The sequence below is a fragment of the Ruegeria sp. AF3 genome (assembly GCF_056536285.1).
In genome coordinates, this window is sequence record NZ_JBQFJM010000001.1 from 2,455,230 (window position 1) to 2,471,695 (window position 16,466).

At 59.2% G+C, this 16,466-nt stretch carries 17 protein-coding genes and 1 tRNA gene; 13 read left to right on the top strand and 5 right to left on the bottom strand.

What is annotated here, in order from left to right:
* Window positions 1-74: 74 nt before the first annotated feature.
* Entirely contained in the window at window positions 75-365 is a 291-nt protein-coding gene (locus ACR3FC_RS12390) for an antibiotic biosynthesis monooxygenase family protein (protein ID WP_209507883.1), read from the top strand.
* Between the two features lie 176 nt (window positions 366-541).
* Here the strand turns inward: ACR3FC_RS12390 and ACR3FC_RS12395 are convergent, their stop codons facing one another.
* Both ACR3FC_RS12395 and uvrB read right to left on the bottom strand, forming a co-directional pair.
* Window positions 542-1,192, bottom strand: a complete 651-nt coding sequence (locus tag ACR3FC_RS12395; protein ID WP_480475264.1) for a hypothetical protein — start codon at window positions 1,190-1,192, stop codon at window positions 542-544.
* Between the two features lie 79 nt (window positions 1,193-1,271).
* Window positions 1,272-3,458: an excinuclease ABC subunit UvrB gene (gene uvrB / locus ACR3FC_RS12400; protein WP_480475266.1), complete on the bottom strand. Its 2,187-nt coding sequence runs from the start codon at window positions 3,456-3,458 to the stop codon at window positions 1,272-1,274.
* 270 nt (window positions 3,459-3,728) lie between these two features.
* Here uvrB and ACR3FC_RS12405 point away from each other — a divergent pair, with 270 nt between their 5' ends.
* The 3 genes from ACR3FC_RS12405 to ACR3FC_RS12415 all read left to right on the top strand — a co-directional run bounded on the left by ACR3FC_RS12405 (window position 3,729) and on the right by ACR3FC_RS12415 (window position 4,615).
* Window positions 3,729-4,040 (top strand): ETC complex I subunit, encoded by a 312-nt coding sequence (locus ACR3FC_RS12405; protein WP_209507877.1) that lies wholly within the window; start codon window positions 3,729-3,731, stop codon window positions 4,038-4,040.
* Entirely contained in the window at window positions 4,041-4,517 is a 477-nt protein-coding gene (locus ACR3FC_RS12410; RefSeq protein ID WP_480475268.1) for a GNAT family N-acetyltransferase, read from the top strand.
* 21 nt (window positions 4,518-4,538) lie between these two features.
* Window positions 4,539-4,615, top strand: a tRNA-Arg gene (locus ACR3FC_RS12415).
* 164 nt (window positions 4,616-4,779) lie between these two features.
* On the opposite strand, the gene ACR3FC_RS12420 is transcribed toward ACR3FC_RS12415, so the two are convergent.
* Window positions 4,780-5,049: a hypothetical protein gene (locus ACR3FC_RS12420; RefSeq protein WP_480476954.1), complete on the bottom strand. Its 270-nt coding sequence runs from the start codon at window positions 5,047-5,049 to the stop codon at window positions 4,780-4,782.
* Here ACR3FC_RS12420 and iolG point away from each other — a divergent pair.
* The 9 genes from iolG (at window position 5,002) to ACR3FC_RS12465 (ending at window position 14,777) form a co-directional block, all read left to right on the top strand.
* Window positions 5,002-6,015: an inositol 2-dehydrogenase gene (gene iolG, locus ACR3FC_RS12425; RefSeq protein WP_480475270.1), complete on the top strand. Its 1,014-nt coding sequence runs from the start codon at window positions 5,002-5,004 to the stop codon at window positions 6,013-6,015. The two genes, ACR3FC_RS12420 and iolG, sit on opposite strands and share 48 nt — an antisense overlap.
* A gap of 124 nt (window positions 6,016-6,139) precedes the next feature.
* On the top strand, window positions 6,140-7,060 hold the full coding sequence (locus ACR3FC_RS12430; RefSeq protein WP_267364100.1) for a sugar ABC transporter substrate-binding protein: 921 nt from the start codon (window positions 6,140-6,142) through the stop codon (window positions 7,058-7,060).
* Between the two features lie 68 nt (window positions 7,061-7,128).
* The gene (locus tag ACR3FC_RS12435; RefSeq protein ID WP_480475272.1) at window positions 7,129-8,235 is read left to right on the top strand and encodes an ABC transporter permease; all 1,107 of its coding nucleotides are present in this window, start codon (window positions 7,129-7,131) and stop codon (window positions 8,233-8,235) included.
* Between the two features lies 1 nt (window position 8,236).
* Window positions 8,237-9,058 (top strand): ATP-binding cassette domain-containing protein, encoded by an 822-nt coding sequence (locus ACR3FC_RS12440; RefSeq protein ID WP_480475274.1) that lies wholly within the window; start codon window positions 8,237-8,239, stop codon window positions 9,056-9,058.
* Window positions 9,059-9,209: 151 nt separating this feature from the next.
* Window positions 9,210-11,042: a 3D-(3,5/4)-trihydroxycyclohexane-1,2-dione acylhydrolase (decyclizing) gene (gene iolD, locus ACR3FC_RS12445; protein ID WP_480475276.1), complete on the top strand. Its 1,833-nt coding sequence runs from the start codon at window positions 9,210-9,212 to the stop codon at window positions 11,040-11,042.
* The gene (iolE, locus tag ACR3FC_RS12450; protein WP_480475278.1) at window positions 11,039-11,938 is read left to right on the top strand and encodes a myo-inosose-2 dehydratase; all 900 of its coding nucleotides are present in this window, start codon (window positions 11,039-11,041) and stop codon (window positions 11,936-11,938) included. Before iolD ends, iolE begins: the two co-directional genes overlap by 4 nt.
* Before the next feature lie 47 nt (window positions 11,939-11,985).
* Window positions 11,986-13,167 (top strand): phytanoyl-CoA dioxygenase family protein, encoded by a 1,182-nt coding sequence (locus ACR3FC_RS12455; protein ID WP_480475280.1) that lies wholly within the window; start codon window positions 11,986-11,988, stop codon window positions 13,165-13,167.
* Between the two features lie 48 nt (window positions 13,168-13,215).
* Complete coding sequence (gene iolB, locus ACR3FC_RS12460) at window positions 13,216-14,022, top strand: 5-deoxy-glucuronate isomerase (protein ID WP_480475282.1); 807 nt, start codon at window positions 13,216-13,218, stop codon at window positions 14,020-14,022.
* Window positions 14,019-14,777: an SDR family NAD(P)-dependent oxidoreductase gene (locus tag ACR3FC_RS12465; RefSeq protein WP_480475284.1), complete on the top strand. Its 759-nt coding sequence runs from the start codon at window positions 14,019-14,021 to the stop codon at window positions 14,775-14,777. Before iolB ends, ACR3FC_RS12465 begins: the two co-directional genes overlap by 4 nt.
* 15 nt (window positions 14,778-14,792) lie before the next feature.
* Here the strand turns inward: ACR3FC_RS12465 and ACR3FC_RS12470 are convergent, their stop codons facing one another.
* A complete protein-coding gene (locus ACR3FC_RS12470) occupies window positions 14,793-15,632 on the bottom strand; it encodes a class II fructose-bisphosphate aldolase (RefSeq protein ID WP_480475286.1) in 840 nt (279 codons plus the stop codon).
* A complete protein-coding gene (locus tag ACR3FC_RS12475) occupies window positions 15,629-16,465 on the bottom strand; it encodes a 5-deoxy-glucuronate isomerase (RefSeq protein ID WP_480475288.1) in 837 nt (278 codons plus the stop codon). Before ACR3FC_RS12475 ends, ACR3FC_RS12470 begins: the two co-directional genes overlap by 4 nt.
* Between the last annotated feature and the right edge of the window lies 1 nt (window position 16,466).

Consider the following 16,466-nt stretch of genomic DNA (forward strand, 5'->3'; position numbering starts at 1 on the left):
CGTGCTAGGGTACGCGCGGCGGGGCCGTTCCGGCCGTGTTACATGGCAATTTTGCCAGACGACGGAGGATAGTGATGTTTGCACGAATTACCCAATACAAAATGAAGCCCGGTACGCGCGAGGCGGCGACGGCGAAGATGAATGAATTGAAATCCGACATCATGGGTATGCCCGGCATGCACAGTTTTACCAATGTGATGAACGAGGATGGTTCGGGCTATGTGATCTCGGTTGTCGAAAGCGAAGCGACCTCGAACGCGAATGCGCCCAAAGTGGCCGAGCTGTGGGGCCATTTCGCTGAATTCATGGAAGGCCCGCCGACGCCGGTTGGGTACGACGTGATTGCCCATTGGGATAAGGGGTAACGGTTCGGGCGGGGGTTCCCGCCCTTTCTTTTAGTTGGAGAGAACAGCGATTTGGACCTCATGCGGTCTGGCCAGGGTGTTCGGGTTCGTCATGGCAACCGCTTGGAAACACAATTTGTGATTTCAAACGTGGAGGAGGGTGGAGCGGGGTGCAAGGGTGGAGTGTGGGATGTGACCTACCTACTCAGGCAAACGCTCATAACTCTTTCCTTAGTATCACCGCCGTAACGGGTGTTGGACGGCAGTGCGATCCAGTCTCTGTGTCGATAACTCCAAAGAAACGGCCAATTCTCGCTGTCACAGGCTACGCCATGTGGGGGCTGGTAATTGTCGGAGCGCACTCGAATGGACTTGAACAATGACGAACGTTCTATGATGCGTAACTCGGATGCTTTCGCATATCTTTTCATTTGCCATTGCACTTGCAGGTTTTGCAACGCGACCGGACCTATCACTGTAAGCATTGCGCCAACAATTATAATCGGCACTTTTGCTTTGCCCGGCATGATCAAAGCGGCTGCGGCTACCAAAACCAGCAACATCAACGCCGCAATGATAAAAATGAAAAGTCTCGCGGTTAAAGCGGTTCCTAGAAAAAACAGGACTGCGGCGGGCCAAATAGTGAGTGCCAGCACTGGTGAGCTACCGACGCCCGAATCTACTCCAAGTCCCCAGATGATCATCAAAAGGAGCACGAACCATAGCATTGACAAACTTCTGCCGGGCGACGCTTCGCGCCATCCTGCGAGCACACTTACCCATACCCAAACCATTGATAGGAGTGAAATGGTTCCGAGCAGCCCAACTGCAATAAGAAGCGTGATCAAAAAACTTTCCTAAACCGATTGTCTAAGAAGATAGATTTCTTGCTTTTAGGCAAATTGCAACCATCAGTTGCGTTTAAACCTACCGCTTCCTCCGCTTCACATTCCCACCCCTTTGCCCCGGCCGACCAGCCGTAGACCGCCCACGCGATTTCACCGCGTCCTCCGAGGCTTTCTCGACCGCCCATTGGCGGGCCATGGGGTCGTCGGCGATGGCCAGATCGACCGCTTCCAGGCGTTTGATTTCATCCCGGATATTGGCGGCCTCTTCAAACTCCAGGTTCTCGGCGGCTTTGCGCATCTGGTCGCGCAGCCCGTTCAGATGCGCCTCGAGGTTGGCGCCGTGCATCGGTTTGTCGATGGTGGCGGTGACGCGGTTCATGTCCACGTCGCCCGCATACAGCCCGGCCAGAACATCCTCGACATTCTTTTTCACGGTCGCGGGCGTGATGCCGTGTTCCACGTTATAGGCCATCTGCTTGGCGCGGCGGCGGTCGGTTTCGGCCAGCGCGCGTTCCATCGAACCGGTGATCTTGTCGGCATACATGATCACCCGGCCATCGGCGTTGCGCGCGGCGCGGCCAATGGTCTGGACCAGCGAGGTCTCGGACCGCAGAAAGCCTTCCTTGTCGGCGTCCAGAATGGCGACCAGCCCGCATTCGGGAATGTCGAGCCCTTCACGCAGCAGGTTGATGCCGACCAGCACGTCGAAGGCGCCCAGACGCAGGTCGCGCAGAATCTCGATCCGTTCCAGCGTGTCGATATCGGAATGCATGTAGCGCACCTTGATGCCCTGTTCGTGCAGGTATTCGGTCAGATCCTCGGCCATGCGTTTCGTCAGCGTTGTGACCAGCGTGCGATAGCCATCGGCGGCGACCTTGCGCACCTCGTCCAGCAGGTCGTCGACCTGCATCGACACGGGGCGGATTTCGACCTGCGGGTCCAGCAGGCCGGTGGGGCGGATCACCTGTTCGGTGAAGACGCCGCCGGTCTGGTCGAGCTCCCACGCGGCGGGGGTGGCCGAGACGAAGACGGATTGCGGGCGCATGGCATCCCATTCCTCGAACTTCAAAGGCCGGTTGTCCATGCAGGACGGCAGGCGGAACCCGTGTTCGGCCAGCGTGAACTTGCGCCGATAGTCGCCCCGGTACATGCCGCCGATCTGCGGTACGCTGACATGGGATTCGTCGGCAAAGACGATGGCGTTGTCGGGGATGAATTCGAACAGGGTCGGGGGCGGCTCGCCCGGTGCGCGGCCGGTCAGATAGCGCGAATAGTTCTCGATCCCGTTGCAGACGCCGGTGGCCTCGAGCATTTCCAGATCGAAATTGGTGCGCTGTTCCAGCCGCTGCGCCTCGAGCAGTTTGCCTTCGCCGACCAGCTGGTCGAGGCGCATCCGCAGTTCTTTTTTGATCCCGATGATCGCCTGCTGCATCGTCGGTTTCGGCGTCACGTAGTGGGAATTCGCATAGACCCGGATATGGTCCATCGTGTCGGTTTTTTCACCGGTCAGCGGGTCGAATTCGGTGACCTGTTCCAGTTCCTCGCCGAAGAAGGACAGTTTCCAGGCGCGGTCTTCGAGGTGGGCGGGCCAGATTTCCAAACTGTCGCCCCGCACCCGGAACGAGCCGCGCTGAAACCCCTGATCGTTACGGCGGTATTGCTGGGCCACCAGATCGGCCATCACCTGCCGCTGGTCGTATTCGTGACCGACCTTCAGATCCTGCGTCATCGCCCCGTAGGTTTCGACCGAGCCGATACCGTAGATGCAGCTGACCGAGGCGACGATGATCACGTCATCGCGTTCCAGCAACGCCCGCGTGGCCGAGTGGCGCATCCGGTCGATCTGTTCGTTGATCTGGGATTCTTTTTCTATGTAGGTGTCAGAGCGCGGCACATAGGCTTCGGGTTGGTAATAGTCGTAATAGGATACGAAATATTCCACCGAGTTTTCGGGGAAGAAGCCCTTGAACTCACCATATAGCTGCGCCGCCAATGTCTTGTTGGGGGCGAGGATGATGGCCGGACGCTGGGTTTCTTCAATCACCTTGGCCATGGTGAAGGTCTTGCCCGTCCCGGTCGCGCCCAGCAGCACCTGATCGCGTTCCCCGTCCAGCACGCCGCCCGCCAGTTCCCTGATCGCCGTGGGCTGATCGCCCGCCGGATTGAATTCGGTATGCATCACGAATTGCTTGCCGCCTTCCAGTTTCAGGCGCGCGCGCACGTCTTCGGTGGTCAGTTGGGTCTTGTCGGAATGGGCGTAAGGCATTGGTAGGCTCCGGGCGTCAGGCCCTTACATTTGTTCTTATTTTGTCCAACTGCAAGGGCCGATCCGGATTCATTGCCCGCTATGCGGTCTGAGGCCGTGCGACGGGTGAGACGGCGTGTTGTTCTTGCGTATGTTTGGCGAGACCCTATTCCGACCTGATGACAGTTTCTGGCATGAGTTCGCAGGCGAGGGCCGCGACAATTGCAATCTTGCCCCCGGGCGCGCTCTGACGCATAAACGGGCTCAGCCAAGTGAGTACGGAGAGGCGACATGCGCGCACGGATCTACCAGCCCGCAAGAAATGCGATGACCTCGGGGATGGCCAAGACCCGCAAATGGGTTCTGGAATACGCCCCAGCCTCGGCGCGCGAGGTTGATCCGCTGATGGGCTGGACGTCGTCCAGTGACACGCAGGCTCAGGTACGCCTGAAGTTCGACACGCGGGAAGAGGCGCTGGATTATGCCAAGGCCCACGGTATCGATGCGCAGGTCAGCGAGCCGCACAAGCGCAAGCCCAATCTGCGCGCGCGGGGCTATGGCGAGAACTTCGCAACCGACCGGCGTGGCCCCTGGACGCACTGAATGATCGAAATCCGCGAGGCTGACCCGACATCGGACGTATTGCGCCCGATTGTCGAGGCGCATTTTGCCCATGGCGAAACTGCGGGACCTGCGGAAAGCAACCACACGATGGACGCCCAAGCACTGGCTGGGCCGGGAGTGCGGTTCTGGGCCATTTTTGACGGACAGCAGCCATTGGGATGCGGTGCGCTGAAAGCGCTGCCCGATGGAACCGCCGAAGTAAAATCAGTGCATATTCTGGCGCAGGCAAGAGGGCGCGGGCTGGCGCGCGTGCTGATGGTGCATCTGGCTGAACAGGCTGGCGCAGAGGGGTGCGAGGCTTTGGTTCTTGAGACCGGGGCGAGCCATCTTCGCGAATATGATGCCGCCCGCAAGCTGTATGAGTCGCTGGGATATTCCTATTGCGGGCCTATCTTTGGGTATGTTGACGATCCCAACAGCGCATTCATGCGCTTGCCTCTTGAACCCCGCGGGTAAAAACCGCAAGAAGGGCGCAGCGGTCCCTTAGCTCAACTGGATAGAGCAGCTGACTTCTAATCAGCAGGTTGAGGGTTCGAGTCCTTCAGGGATCGCCATTGTCAAACCAGATCAATACCGGACATGCGCCTGCTTTGGTCGGCGCGATGTGATCTTGTGGCTGTTTGGTGTGGTATGAGGGGCTGGACGAGGGGGTCATGCCAGCCCCTCTAAGGGGTCACAGAGTGGTAGTATGTGTTCCTTAAGTACAATCTAACGTGATTCACCGGGCGGCGATATTGGGGGATTCCCGTAGGCTGGCATTTGCGCGGAAAATGCGTGTCGGTCGGGGTAATCCTGTTGAGATCAGACCGGGTTTTTGCGCGGTATTCGCGTTGAGGCTGCGGGAGCCGCTGGCAAAACCGGGGGCGATGCAAAAAATATATTGCAACCGGTTGCAAAGAAAATCATTGTTACGCACAACAACAAGATTCGGGAGAGCTGCATGTTGAGGGTCGGATTGCTGGGTGCCGGGCGTATTGGGCGTGTTCATGCGCAGGCCATATCTTCCCATCCGGGGAGCAGGTTGTGTGCCGTATCCGATGCGCTGCCCGAAGCGGCGAACAACCTCGCGGATGAATATGGGGCCGAGGCACGCAGTTCAGAAGAAATAATCGCTGATCCCGAAATTGACGCGGTTCTGATTGCAACGCCGACGGATACGCATTCCGACCTGATCGAGGCGGCCACGGGCGCTGGCAAAGCCGTTCTGTGCGAAAAGCCCGTCGATCTGAGCCTTCAGAGGGCGCAAGACTGTCTGACAGCCGTCGCGGGACGCGGCAAACCTGTCATGATCGGGTTTAACCGGCGGTTCGATCCTAATTTTGCAGCTTTGAAGGCCGGTTTGGACGCAGGTGAAATCGGCAAGGCCGAACTGTTGTCGATCACGTCATTTGACCCGGCACCGCCTCCGGTCAGCTATGTAAAAGTGTCCGGAGGACTGTTTCGGGACATGATGATCCACGATTTTGACATGGCGAACTTTCTGATGGGGGATGTGCCTCAGACCGTCACGGCGGTGGGATCGTCGCTTGTGGATGCGGATATCGGCGCGGCAGGCGATGTGGATACGGCTGTGGTCACAATGACTTACGCAGACGGCCGGATTGGGGTCATCAAGAACTCGCGCCGGGCGGCCTATGGCTATGATCAGCGGGTCGAGGTGCTGGGTTCGGAAGGGTTGTTGCAGGCGCATAACATGCTGGAAAACACCGTCGTGAAATCGACGGCAGATGGCGTTGTGGGCGCAAAGCCGACTTATTTCTTTCTGGAACGCTACATGCCGGCCTATCGCGTGGAATGGGCCGCATTTGTTGATGCCGTCAGCGGCGGTTCCAACGTTCCCGTCACGTTGCAGGATGGTGTGGCGGCGCTGGCGATGGCCGAGGCCGCGACCCTGTCAGCGCAGACGGGAAAGCCCGTCCGGATGGAGGAAATTTTGAAACCGGTTGCAAAATGACCAAAATTCTTCAAACTAACGACAGCTCGGCCCTGCGCCGCAGCCACTGAGATTCGGCACAGCCGGATGATTGGGGCCGGTACCCCAACAGAAGATCAGACTGAACCAATGGGAGGAAACTGAAATGAAGAAATTCGTTAAAGGTGCACTTGCCGCGGGGGCACTGGCCCTGGCTACGCCCGCTCTTGCGCAGGACATCGTGGTCGTATCGCATGGCCAGGCCAATGACGCATTCTGGAACGTCGTGAAGAACGGTGTTGAACAGGCTGGCAAGGATGTCGGTGTGAATGTGGAATACCGCGCGCCGGAAACCTTCGACATGGTGGCCATGTCGCAGCTGATCGACGCAGCGGTGAACCAGGAACCTGATGGCCTGATCGTTTCGATCCCGGATGCGGATGCGCTTGGCCCGTCAATCGAACGTGCCGTTGCCGCTGGAATCCCGGTGATCTCGATCAACTCGGGATCGGATGTGTCGAAACAGCTGGGTGCGTTGCTGCACGTGGGTCAGGACGAGTTTGACGCTGGGAAAGCTGCAGGTGAACAACTGGCTTCGATGGGAGGTAAAACCGCGATCTGCGTGAACCACGAAGTGGGCAACGTTGCGCTGGACCTGCGTTGCGCAGGTTTCGCGGAAGGCTTTGGCGGTAATGTCGAAGTTCTGCCAACCTCGAACGATCCGTCGGAAATCGAGTCGAAGGTCTCGGCTGCTCTGGCTGCAAACGAAGCCGTCGATACGGTCATGGCGCTGGGTGCAAGCTCGGCCGGTGAGCCGACTGTTGCCGCTGTCAAAGCGTCGGGCCGTGATGTGAATGTTGCATCCTTCGACCTGTCGGCCAACTTCCTGCAATCGATTGCGGATGGCGACGCGGCCTTTGCCATTGACCAGCAGCAGTATCTGCAAGGGTATCTGTCGGTGAACTTCATGGGCCTGCACGCCAAATACGGCCTGATGCCCGGTGGCAACGTTCCTTCGGGTCCGAACCTGATCACTCAGGACAAGGCCGCGCAGGTGATCGAGCTGTCCGCGCAGGGCATCCGCTGATCCATACCGCAACCTGAACTAAACGGGGCGGCGCGGTGGCGCCGCTCCCACCCAAGTGGGAGGAAACGATGAGTGACTCAGCGCAAATCGCCGGGGACGAAAGGGTCAAGAAAGAACCTTTCATGACCAAGCTCATGAAACGGCCCGAACTCGGTGCGATGGCCGGTGTCGTTCTGGTGGTCATCTTCTTTGCCATCACAGCAGACGATTCGATGTTTACCCTGGCCGGGGTCATGAATTTCATGACACCTGCGGCACAGCTGGGTATTCTGGCAATCGGCGCAGCGCTTTTGATGATCGGTGGTGAGTTTGATCTGTCCATCGGATCGATGGTGGCGTTTGCGGGCCTGTTCTTCGGCGTCTGCGTGGTGACATGGCATCTGCCACTGATCATTGCGATCCCCATGACATTTGTATTCGCGGCATTCGTCGGAGCAGTGAACGGCAATATCGTCATAAGATCTGGCCTGCCGTCCTTTATCGTGACGCTGGCTTTCCTGTTCATTCTGCGTGGCTTGTCCCTTGTTGGCCTCAAAGCGGCGACCGGAGGGTCGACCCAGTTGCGCGGTGTGCGTGACGTGGTTGAAAACGACTGGCTGGCGCCGTTCTTTTCGGGTGAAGCCTTTGGCAGCCTGTTTGCCTGGCTGGCGGCCAACGGCATGATCGACACCTTCAAAAGCGGAGCACCCAAGGTGCCCGGCGTTCCGGTCGAAATCCTGTGGTTCATTGTGCTGGCATTGGCCGCCACCTATGTGTTGCTGCGAACCCCGGCGGGGAACTGGATTTTCGCGGCGGGCGGTGACAGCACTGCGGCATCGAATTCCGGTGTTCCCGTGAGCAAGATCAAGGTGTCTCTGTTCATGCTGACCGCCTGTTGCGCTGCACTGGTGGCCATCATTACGGTGATCGACGCGGGCTCGACCGACGCACGGCGTGGTTTCCAGAAAGAATTCGAGGCGATCATCGCTGCCGTGATCGGGGGCTGTCTGCTGACGGGCGGATATGGCTCGGCCATCGGGGCGTTCTTTGGTTCGATCATCTTTGGCATGGTTGTCATCGGACTGACCTATACGGATTTCGATCAGGACTGGTTCCAGGTGTTCCTGGGCGCGATGCTGCTGATTGCCGTTCTGTTCAACAACGCGATCCGCAAACGCGTAACCGGGGAGCGCTGATATGACCGAAGATACCAAGTTCCACCATGGCGATGCGGCAGGCGATCAGGCCCCCATCGTGGAAATGAAGGATATCGAGAAGCACTTTGGCAACATCATCGCATTGGCGGGCGTCAGTTTTGACGTTAAGCCGGGTGAATGCCACTGCCTGCTGGGCGATAACGGCGCGGGCAAGTCGACCTTCATCAAGACCATGTCCGGGGTACATAAACCCACCAAGGGCGAGATCTTTTTCGAGGGCAAACCGCTGCATTTCGACACCCCTCGGGATGCGATGGAGGCAGGCATTGCGACCGTGTTCCAGGACCTTGCGATGATCCCGCTGATGAGCGTCACGCGCAACTTTTTCATGGGGCGCGAGCCGACCAAGGGTAAAGGTCTGCTGAAGCGGTTCGATGTTGAACACGCAAATGAGGTCTGCATGGAAGAGATGCGCAAGATGGGCATCAACCTGCGTGGGCCGGATCAGGCCGTTGGCACCCTGTCTGGGGGGGAACGGCAGACCGTCGCCATTGCCCGCGCCGTGTATTTCGGTGCCAAGATCCTGATCTTGGACGAACCGACCTCGGCCCTTGGTGTGCGCCAGACCTCGAACGTGCTGGCCACCATCGACAAGGTGCGAAGTCAGGGCGTCGGCGTGGTTTTCATCAGCCACAACGTGCGTCATGCGCTGGCGGTGGGTGACAGGTTCACCGTTTTGAACCGGGGCAAAACGCTGGGCACAGCAACGCGTGGCGAGATCACGCCAGAGCAGTTGCAGGACCTGATGGCGGGCGGTCAGGAAATGGCCGAGCTTGAGGGATCGCTGGGCGGCACGGTTTAGAGTACAGAATTTGGATGTCCCAATGGGGCATCCATCGGGCGGTGGCACGTGACGCCTCTCTGTTTTCAGGCTTTGATACAAAAGCTGGCACCTTCGCAAATGAGAAAACCCGCAGGCCGCCAAAGGCGGGGCTGAGTTGAAAGGGATCATGATGAGCAAGACAGTCCGACTGACCGCGGCGCAAGCTCTGGTGCGCTATCTGGGCGCGCAGATGAACGAGGCCGGAGAGCCCTTTATCGCAGGTGTCTGGGCGATCTTCGGCCATGGCAATGTGGCTGGTCTGGGCGAGGCGCTGCACGGTGTGAAAGACAGCCTGCCCACCTATCGCGGTCATAATGAACAGACCATGGCACATTGTGCGATTGCCTATGCCAAGCAGTTGGGTCGCAGGCGGGCGATGGCGGTCACTTCGTCCATCGGGCCGGGGGCCACCAACATGGTTACCGCTGCTGCGCTGGCCCATGTGAACCGCCTGCCGGTTTTGTTGCTGCCCGGTGACGTGTTCGCCACGCGTGGCCCTGACCCGGTTTTGCAGCAACCCGAAGTGTTCTCGGACGGAACTATTAGTGCGAATGACTGTTTCAGACCGGTCAGCCGCTATTTCGACCGCATCACCCGGCCGGAGCATCTGTTGACGGCGCTGCCGCGTGCCTTCCGCACCATGACGGACCCGGCGGATTGCGGTCCCGTGACGCTGGCCTTTTGTCAGGATGTGCAGGCCGAGGCTTATGACTATCCCGAAAGCTTTTTTGAGCCGCGCGTCTGGTTTCAGCGCCGAATTCGTCCGGATGAGGGGGAACTGGCGCGTGCCGTGGCCGCGATTAAGGCAGCCAAGCGCCCTGTAATCGTGGCCGGCGGCGGTGTGCATTATTCGGACGCGACCGCCGCTTTGCAGCGCTTTGCCGAGGCGCACAATGTGCCGGTGGCCGAGACGCAGGCTGGTAAATCCGCGCTGGCCTGGGATCATCCGCTGAACCTTGGCCCGATTGGCGTCACCGGCGGTGAGCCTGCCAACGATATCTGCGCCGAGGCGGATCTTGTGCTGGGCGTCGGCACCCGGTTTCAAGATTTCACCACCGGGTCATGGGGATTGTTCGCGAACCCCGAGCGGGAATTGATCAGCCTGAACACCGCCGCCTATGACGCGGCAAAGCACGGCGCGATGCCGCTGCAGTCTGACGCCCACGTTGGACTGGGTGAACTGAGCGACGCGTTGGGCGGTTACCGCGCGCCTGATATGCCTGCAACGCTGAAGTCGGAATGGTTTGCCAAGGTCGACGCATTGACCGACGCGCCCGCAGACACCAATGCGCTGCCCACGGATATGCAGGTGATTGGTGCCGTGCAGCGGGTGGCCAATGAAAACACCGTTGCCATGTGTGCCGCGGGCACGATGCCGGGTGAGTTGCACAAGCTGTGGAAGGCACCGCGCCCCGGTGCCTATCATATGGAATATGGCTTCAGCTGCATGGGGTATGAGATCGCCGGTGCGATGGGCATCAAGATGGCCCAGCCCGACCGCGACGTGATCTGCTTTACCGGCGACGGCACTTACATGATGGCGAACTCGGAAATGGCGACGGCGGCGATGATGGGGATTTCGTTCACCGTTGTGGTCACCGACAATCGCGGCTTTGGCTGCATCAACCGTTTGCAGATGGGAACCGGCGGGGCCGAGTTTAACAACCTGCTGGATCACGCAATCGGCGGCGAAAATTCGGTGATCGACTTTGCCAAACATGCCGAAGCAATGGGGGCGACCGCGCTCAAGGTCAGCTCGATCACCGAGCTTGAGGAGGCACTGGCCAAGCGAAGTGACATCAAAGGCCCCTATGTGGTGGTGATCGACACCGATCCCTACCCATCGACCGAATATGGCGGAACGTGGTGGGAAGTGGCGGTGCCCGAGGTCAGCATCCATCCGGAAGTAAACGAAAAACGTGCGGCCTATGAGGTCGCCATCAAGGAAAGAAACACGAAATGAGCGTGAAGATCGGTATCTCTCCGATTGCCTGGCAGAATGACGATCTGCCGGACCTGACCGCAGCCTACACGATGGAGCAGGCGCTGAAAGAAGCGCGCGAGATCGGCTATACCGGTGTTGAACGGGGCCAGCGGATGCCCGGCGACACCGAAGGGTTGCGCGCCTATCTGGACGCAAACGACATCGCGCTGTGTGGCGGTTGGTGTTCGGGCAGTACTCTGGTCAATGACCTTGAGGCCGAGGTCGCCATCGTGCGCGAGCAGGTGGAACAATTTGTTGCGCTGAACAGCCCCTGCATCGTTTACGCCGAGTGTTCAAATACCGTTCAGGGGCAGATCGGAACGCCGGTCAATGACCGCCCGAAGCTGTCCAAAGACGAGGTTCTGGCCTATGCGGCCAAGCTGACCGAGCTTGCCAAATGGATGGCAGATCAGGGTATGCCGATGGCCTATCACCATCACATGGGCACGATCATCGAAAGCGAAGATGAGGTGAACTGGTTGATGCAGGGTTCCGGCCCCGAGCTGAAACTGTGTTTCGATACGGGCCATCTGCTGTTTGGTGGCGGCGATGTGATGGCCACGCTGAACCGTTGGGGCGACCGGGTGCATCACGTGCATTTCAAGGACATCCGCCCAGACATCGTGCAGGACACGCGCGAGAACAATCGCAGCTTTCTGGATGCCGTAATTGCCGGCGCATTCACCGTGCCGGGTGATGGCTGCATCGACTTTCAAGCCGTAGCCAACGCGTTGAAAGCAATGGATTACAGCGGCTGGATCGTGGTCGAGGCCGAGCAGGACCCCGCCAAGGCGCCGCCCTATGAGTACTCCAAACTGGGCTATGACCACATCGTCGAGGTTTGCGGCAAGGCAGGGTTGGAGATCACCGTTTAATCACCGCCCCTCGGGGCAACACCGAAGCCATGAAAGAGGAGTTTGTCATGGTACATCAAGACCTTGGATATGTCGGCTATTTTGACCGGGAATCCTGTGATCTGGATGAATTCAAGGTGTTGACCTCGCAAAACCTGACAGCCGGTGCGGTTCCTCATGCCGCATTGGTGCAAAAGAACGTTCCGATCTATGATATGCACGCTCTGCGCCCGGCGCTGGAGAAGGCAGATCAAAGAAAAGCGCTGCTGGCGGAATGGGCGCATGTGCTGGACAAATCTGCGGGTGTGATCGTTCTAAAAGGCGCATTTGCGAATACGTCCGTGATCGACCGGGCGACGGCTGTGTTCCAGCAGATCATCGAGGAAGAACGTCAGGGCGGGGCCGGAGAAGGCGACCACTTCGCGGCCTCGGGCGCGAATGACCGGATATGGAACGCGTTGCAGAAACAGTGCTTGCGCGACCCCGAGGGTTTTGCACTCTATTTCGGGAATGTGGCCATTGCAGCGGTTTGCGAGGCGTGGCTGGGGCCGAACTATCAAATGACCGCGCAGATCAATCAGGTGCGCCCCGGCGGCAAGGCACAGCAGGCGCATCGGGATTACCATCTGGGCTTTCAAACAGCCGACAGTGCCGCCCGGTATCCGGCCCATGCCCATCTGGTGGCGGCCTCGCTGACCTTGCAAGGCGCGGTTGCGCATTGTGACATGCCCGTGGAAAGCGGCCCAACCAAACTGCTGCCCTTTTCGCAGCTTTATGCGCCGGGATATCTGGCCTTTCACGATGCGGCACACCGGGCGTTTTTTGAAGAGAACTACATTCAGTTGCCCCTTGCGAAGGGGGATGCGGTGTTCTTCAACCCGGCGCTGTTCCACGCTGCCGGGGAAAACAGCAGTACGGATATTCAGCGGATGGCGAACCTGTTGCAGGTCTCATCCGCTTTTGGCCGCGCGATGGAGATGGTTGACCGGCAGTCCATGTCGCAGGCGGTGTTTCCGTCGCTGGTCGCCCTGAAACAACGCGGGGCGCTGAGTGCGGCAGAGCTGAATGCGGCGATTGCTGCAACGGCTGAGGGCTATCCGTTCCCGACCAATCTGGACACCGACCCGCCGATTGGTGGCAACGCGCCCGAAAGCCAGGCCGACATATTGCACCGGGCCGTATCGGAAGGGTGGGCCGAGGCTCAGCTGTCTGCCGCGCTTTTGGCCCTGCAAGCACGGCAAGCGGCCTGAGGGCAACACAGGCGGGCCGTTTAGGCCCGCCCAATAAGGAGAACAAGAATGGCAGATCTGCTGAAGAAACCTATTGGAACCCGTGGCAAGGTACATGACATCACCCCGGACAATGCCGGATGGCAATATGTGGGTTTTGGGCTCTATCATCTGCAAGCGGGCGACAGGGCGGCCGAGGCGACAGGAGACCGCGAAGTCATTCTGGTGATGGTCGAAGGCAAGGCGCGGATCACCGGGGCTGGGCAGGACTGGGGCGTGTTGGGCGGTCGGATGAACGTGTTCGAAAAGACACCGCCGCATAGCCTGTATCTGCCCAACGGAACCGAGTGGGAGGCTGTGGCGGAAACCGATTGTGTTGTGGCGGTCTGCTCGGCCCCGGGCAAGGGCGGCCACAAAGCGCGCCGGATCGGGCCGGATGGCATCACCCTGACCGAACGCGGCAAGGGTGTGAATACGCGATACATCAACAATATCGCGATGGAGAACGAGGATTATGCCGACAGTCTGCTGGTGACCGAGGTCTTTACGCCCAATGGGCACTGGTCCTCTTACCCCAGTCATCGACATGATGAGGATGATTTTCCCCGCATCACCTATCTGGAAGAGACGTATTATCACCGCCTCAACCCGGCCAACGGGTTCGGAATCCAGCGGGTCTATACCGATGATGGCCAGTTGGATGAGACGATGGCCGTCTCCGATGGCGATGTTGTGATCGTTCCGCGTGGCCATCATCCTTGCGGCGCGCCCTATGGGTTTGAGATGTATTACCTGAACGTCATGGCGGGCCCCCTGCGCAAATGGCGGTTTGCCCTGGCCCCCGAGGTCGAATGGATCATGGAGCGTGACGGATGAGCCAAGACTTCGCCAATTACCCAAGCCTTGCGGGCAAAACGGTTATCATCACGGGCGGGGCCGGGGGGATTGGTGCGGAAACCGTTCGCCCCTTTGCGGCACAAGGGGCGAAGGTCGGGTTTCTGGATATCAATGCGGATGCCGGCCTTGCTCTGCTGGCGGAACTGGAAGGTGAACACGCCTTTGTGCAATGCGATCTGCGCGATATCGAAGCGATGCGGGCTGCGATGGAGCAACTGGTCGAGGAACTGGGCGAGGCGGATGTGCTGGTCAACAACGCTGCCCAGGATGACCGCCATGATTGGCGCGAAGTCACGCCTGACTATTGGGATGAGCGGATGGCGACCAATATCCGCCATATGTTCTTTGCCATTCAGGCTGTGGCCCCGGGTATGATCGCCAAGGGCGCAGGTTCGATCGTCAATATCGGATCGAATTCCTGGTGGGAGGCCGGGGCAGGTTTTCCGGCCTATGCCACCGCCAAATCGGCGGTGCACGGCCTGACGCGCACCATGGCGCGCGAATTGGGCGATCACCGCATTCGTGTGAACACGGTTGTGCCGGGCTGGATCATGACCGACCGCCAGAAAGACCTGTGGGTCACGCCCGAGGCGCTGGCCAAACAGGTCGACCGCCAATGCCTGCCCGATCCGATTGAGCCTGTCTATGTCGCGCGCATGGTGCTGTTTCTGGCCTCGGACGACGCCGCCATGTGCAGCGCGGGCAACTTCATGGTCGAGGGGGGTTCGATCTGAGGACGAAAGCGCGCGTCAACGTTGCGGCGGCGCGCCAAAGGTACGGATGACCATCCGCGCGGCGGCTTCGACCGGATCGTGGGTTTCTTTCAGGATGGTCACGCGGTCAAATCGTTCGGGATCGCGATTGACAGCGTCTCGCAGGGCATTGCCGAAGGCCATGCGCAGCTCGGTTCCGATGTTGAATTTGCAGATCGAGGTTTCGCGGGACAGCTTCATGCGCTGATCTACCGGCACGCCCGACCCGCCATGAATAACCAGAGGCACTGTGGTCATGGCGTCGATCTCGGCAATGCGGGCTTCGTCCAGACCGCCTTCCTTGTTTTGTTGCAGGTGGACGTTGCCGACCGATATCGCCATGGCATCCACACCGCTTTCACGTGCGAACTGGGCGGCTTCTGCCGGGTCGGTGCCGTTTGATCCTTCACCGCCCGAGTACCCGACAAAACCAATCTCGCCTTCGCAGGAAATCCCTGCCGCATGGGCCATCTCGGCAATTGCGGCGGTTTCATCGATGTTTTGCCGCAGGGGCTTGCGCGATCCGTCGAACATCAGGGACGTAAAACCGCTGTCGAGCGCGATCTTGCAGTCTTCGAACGTATAGCCGTGATCCAGATGCGCAACGACCGGAACCGAAGCGTTTTCGGCGAGATGCCGGAACATCTTGCCCAGTACAGGCAGCGGAGTGTGGTCGCGGCAGCTGGGTCCGGCTTGCAGGATCACGGGCGCATTCTCGGCCTCGGCCGCGGCCACATAGGCGCGCATATCTTCCCAGCCGAGTGTGACCAGCCCGCCTACGGCATAGCCCTGTTCATAAGCGGGTTGCAGGACGTCTTTCAGCGTGACGAGGGTCATTTGAATTTCGCAATCATGTCTTTGATGCCGGGAATGGTTTCGATCTGATAGGCATGTGTGGGCTGGAAATACTGCACCAGAGAACGCTGGGTCAGGCCGCCGAGAATGGTGAAATAATACATCTCGTACCCCGGCAAAACGCAGCAGGGGTGATAGCCCTTGTCGATGCAAACGGTCGATCCATCCACGATGTGATAGGCGTCACCCGGCTGGTTATCTTCGCGCTGCAACATCTGAAGGCCCGAGCCCCAGTTGGGCTTGAACCGGAAATTATAGGTCTCATCGTGGCGGGTTTCGTCCGGCAGGCGGTTGGTGTCATGCTTGTGGCTGGGAAAGCCCGACCAGCCGCCCTGACCGACGGTGAACAGCTCGCTGACCAGCAGGCGACCGACCTTGTCGTGTTGCTTTTGGCCAAGGATGTGTTTGATCTTGCGGTGGGTTTTGGTGTCGTCGCTGCCATATTGCACAAGGTCGTGTTCGCGCACATCGAACGGGTCCAGCACCTTGTCATATTTCGCACCGGCAATGAACACCTCGGTCGCGTCAGAAAGGCAGACCATCTGCACCTTTGCGCCGACGGGTACGTAGACGCCCTCGGGCTCGCCATCCCAGACATCTTCGCCCCGGTTGCCCAGCCTGGGGAAGGAAACGCCTTCGACATCCACATCGACGCTGCCGGTTGCAGGGACGATGCAGGTCTCGTAGCCCGGCACCCGGTATTCGAACGCCTCGCCTTTTTTCAGTTTGACGATGTTGAAATAGTTCAGCGGAACGGTCGGATCGCCGGCGTCAACGATGGGCTTGTTCTGATTGTCATAGGGCGCGATATGCATG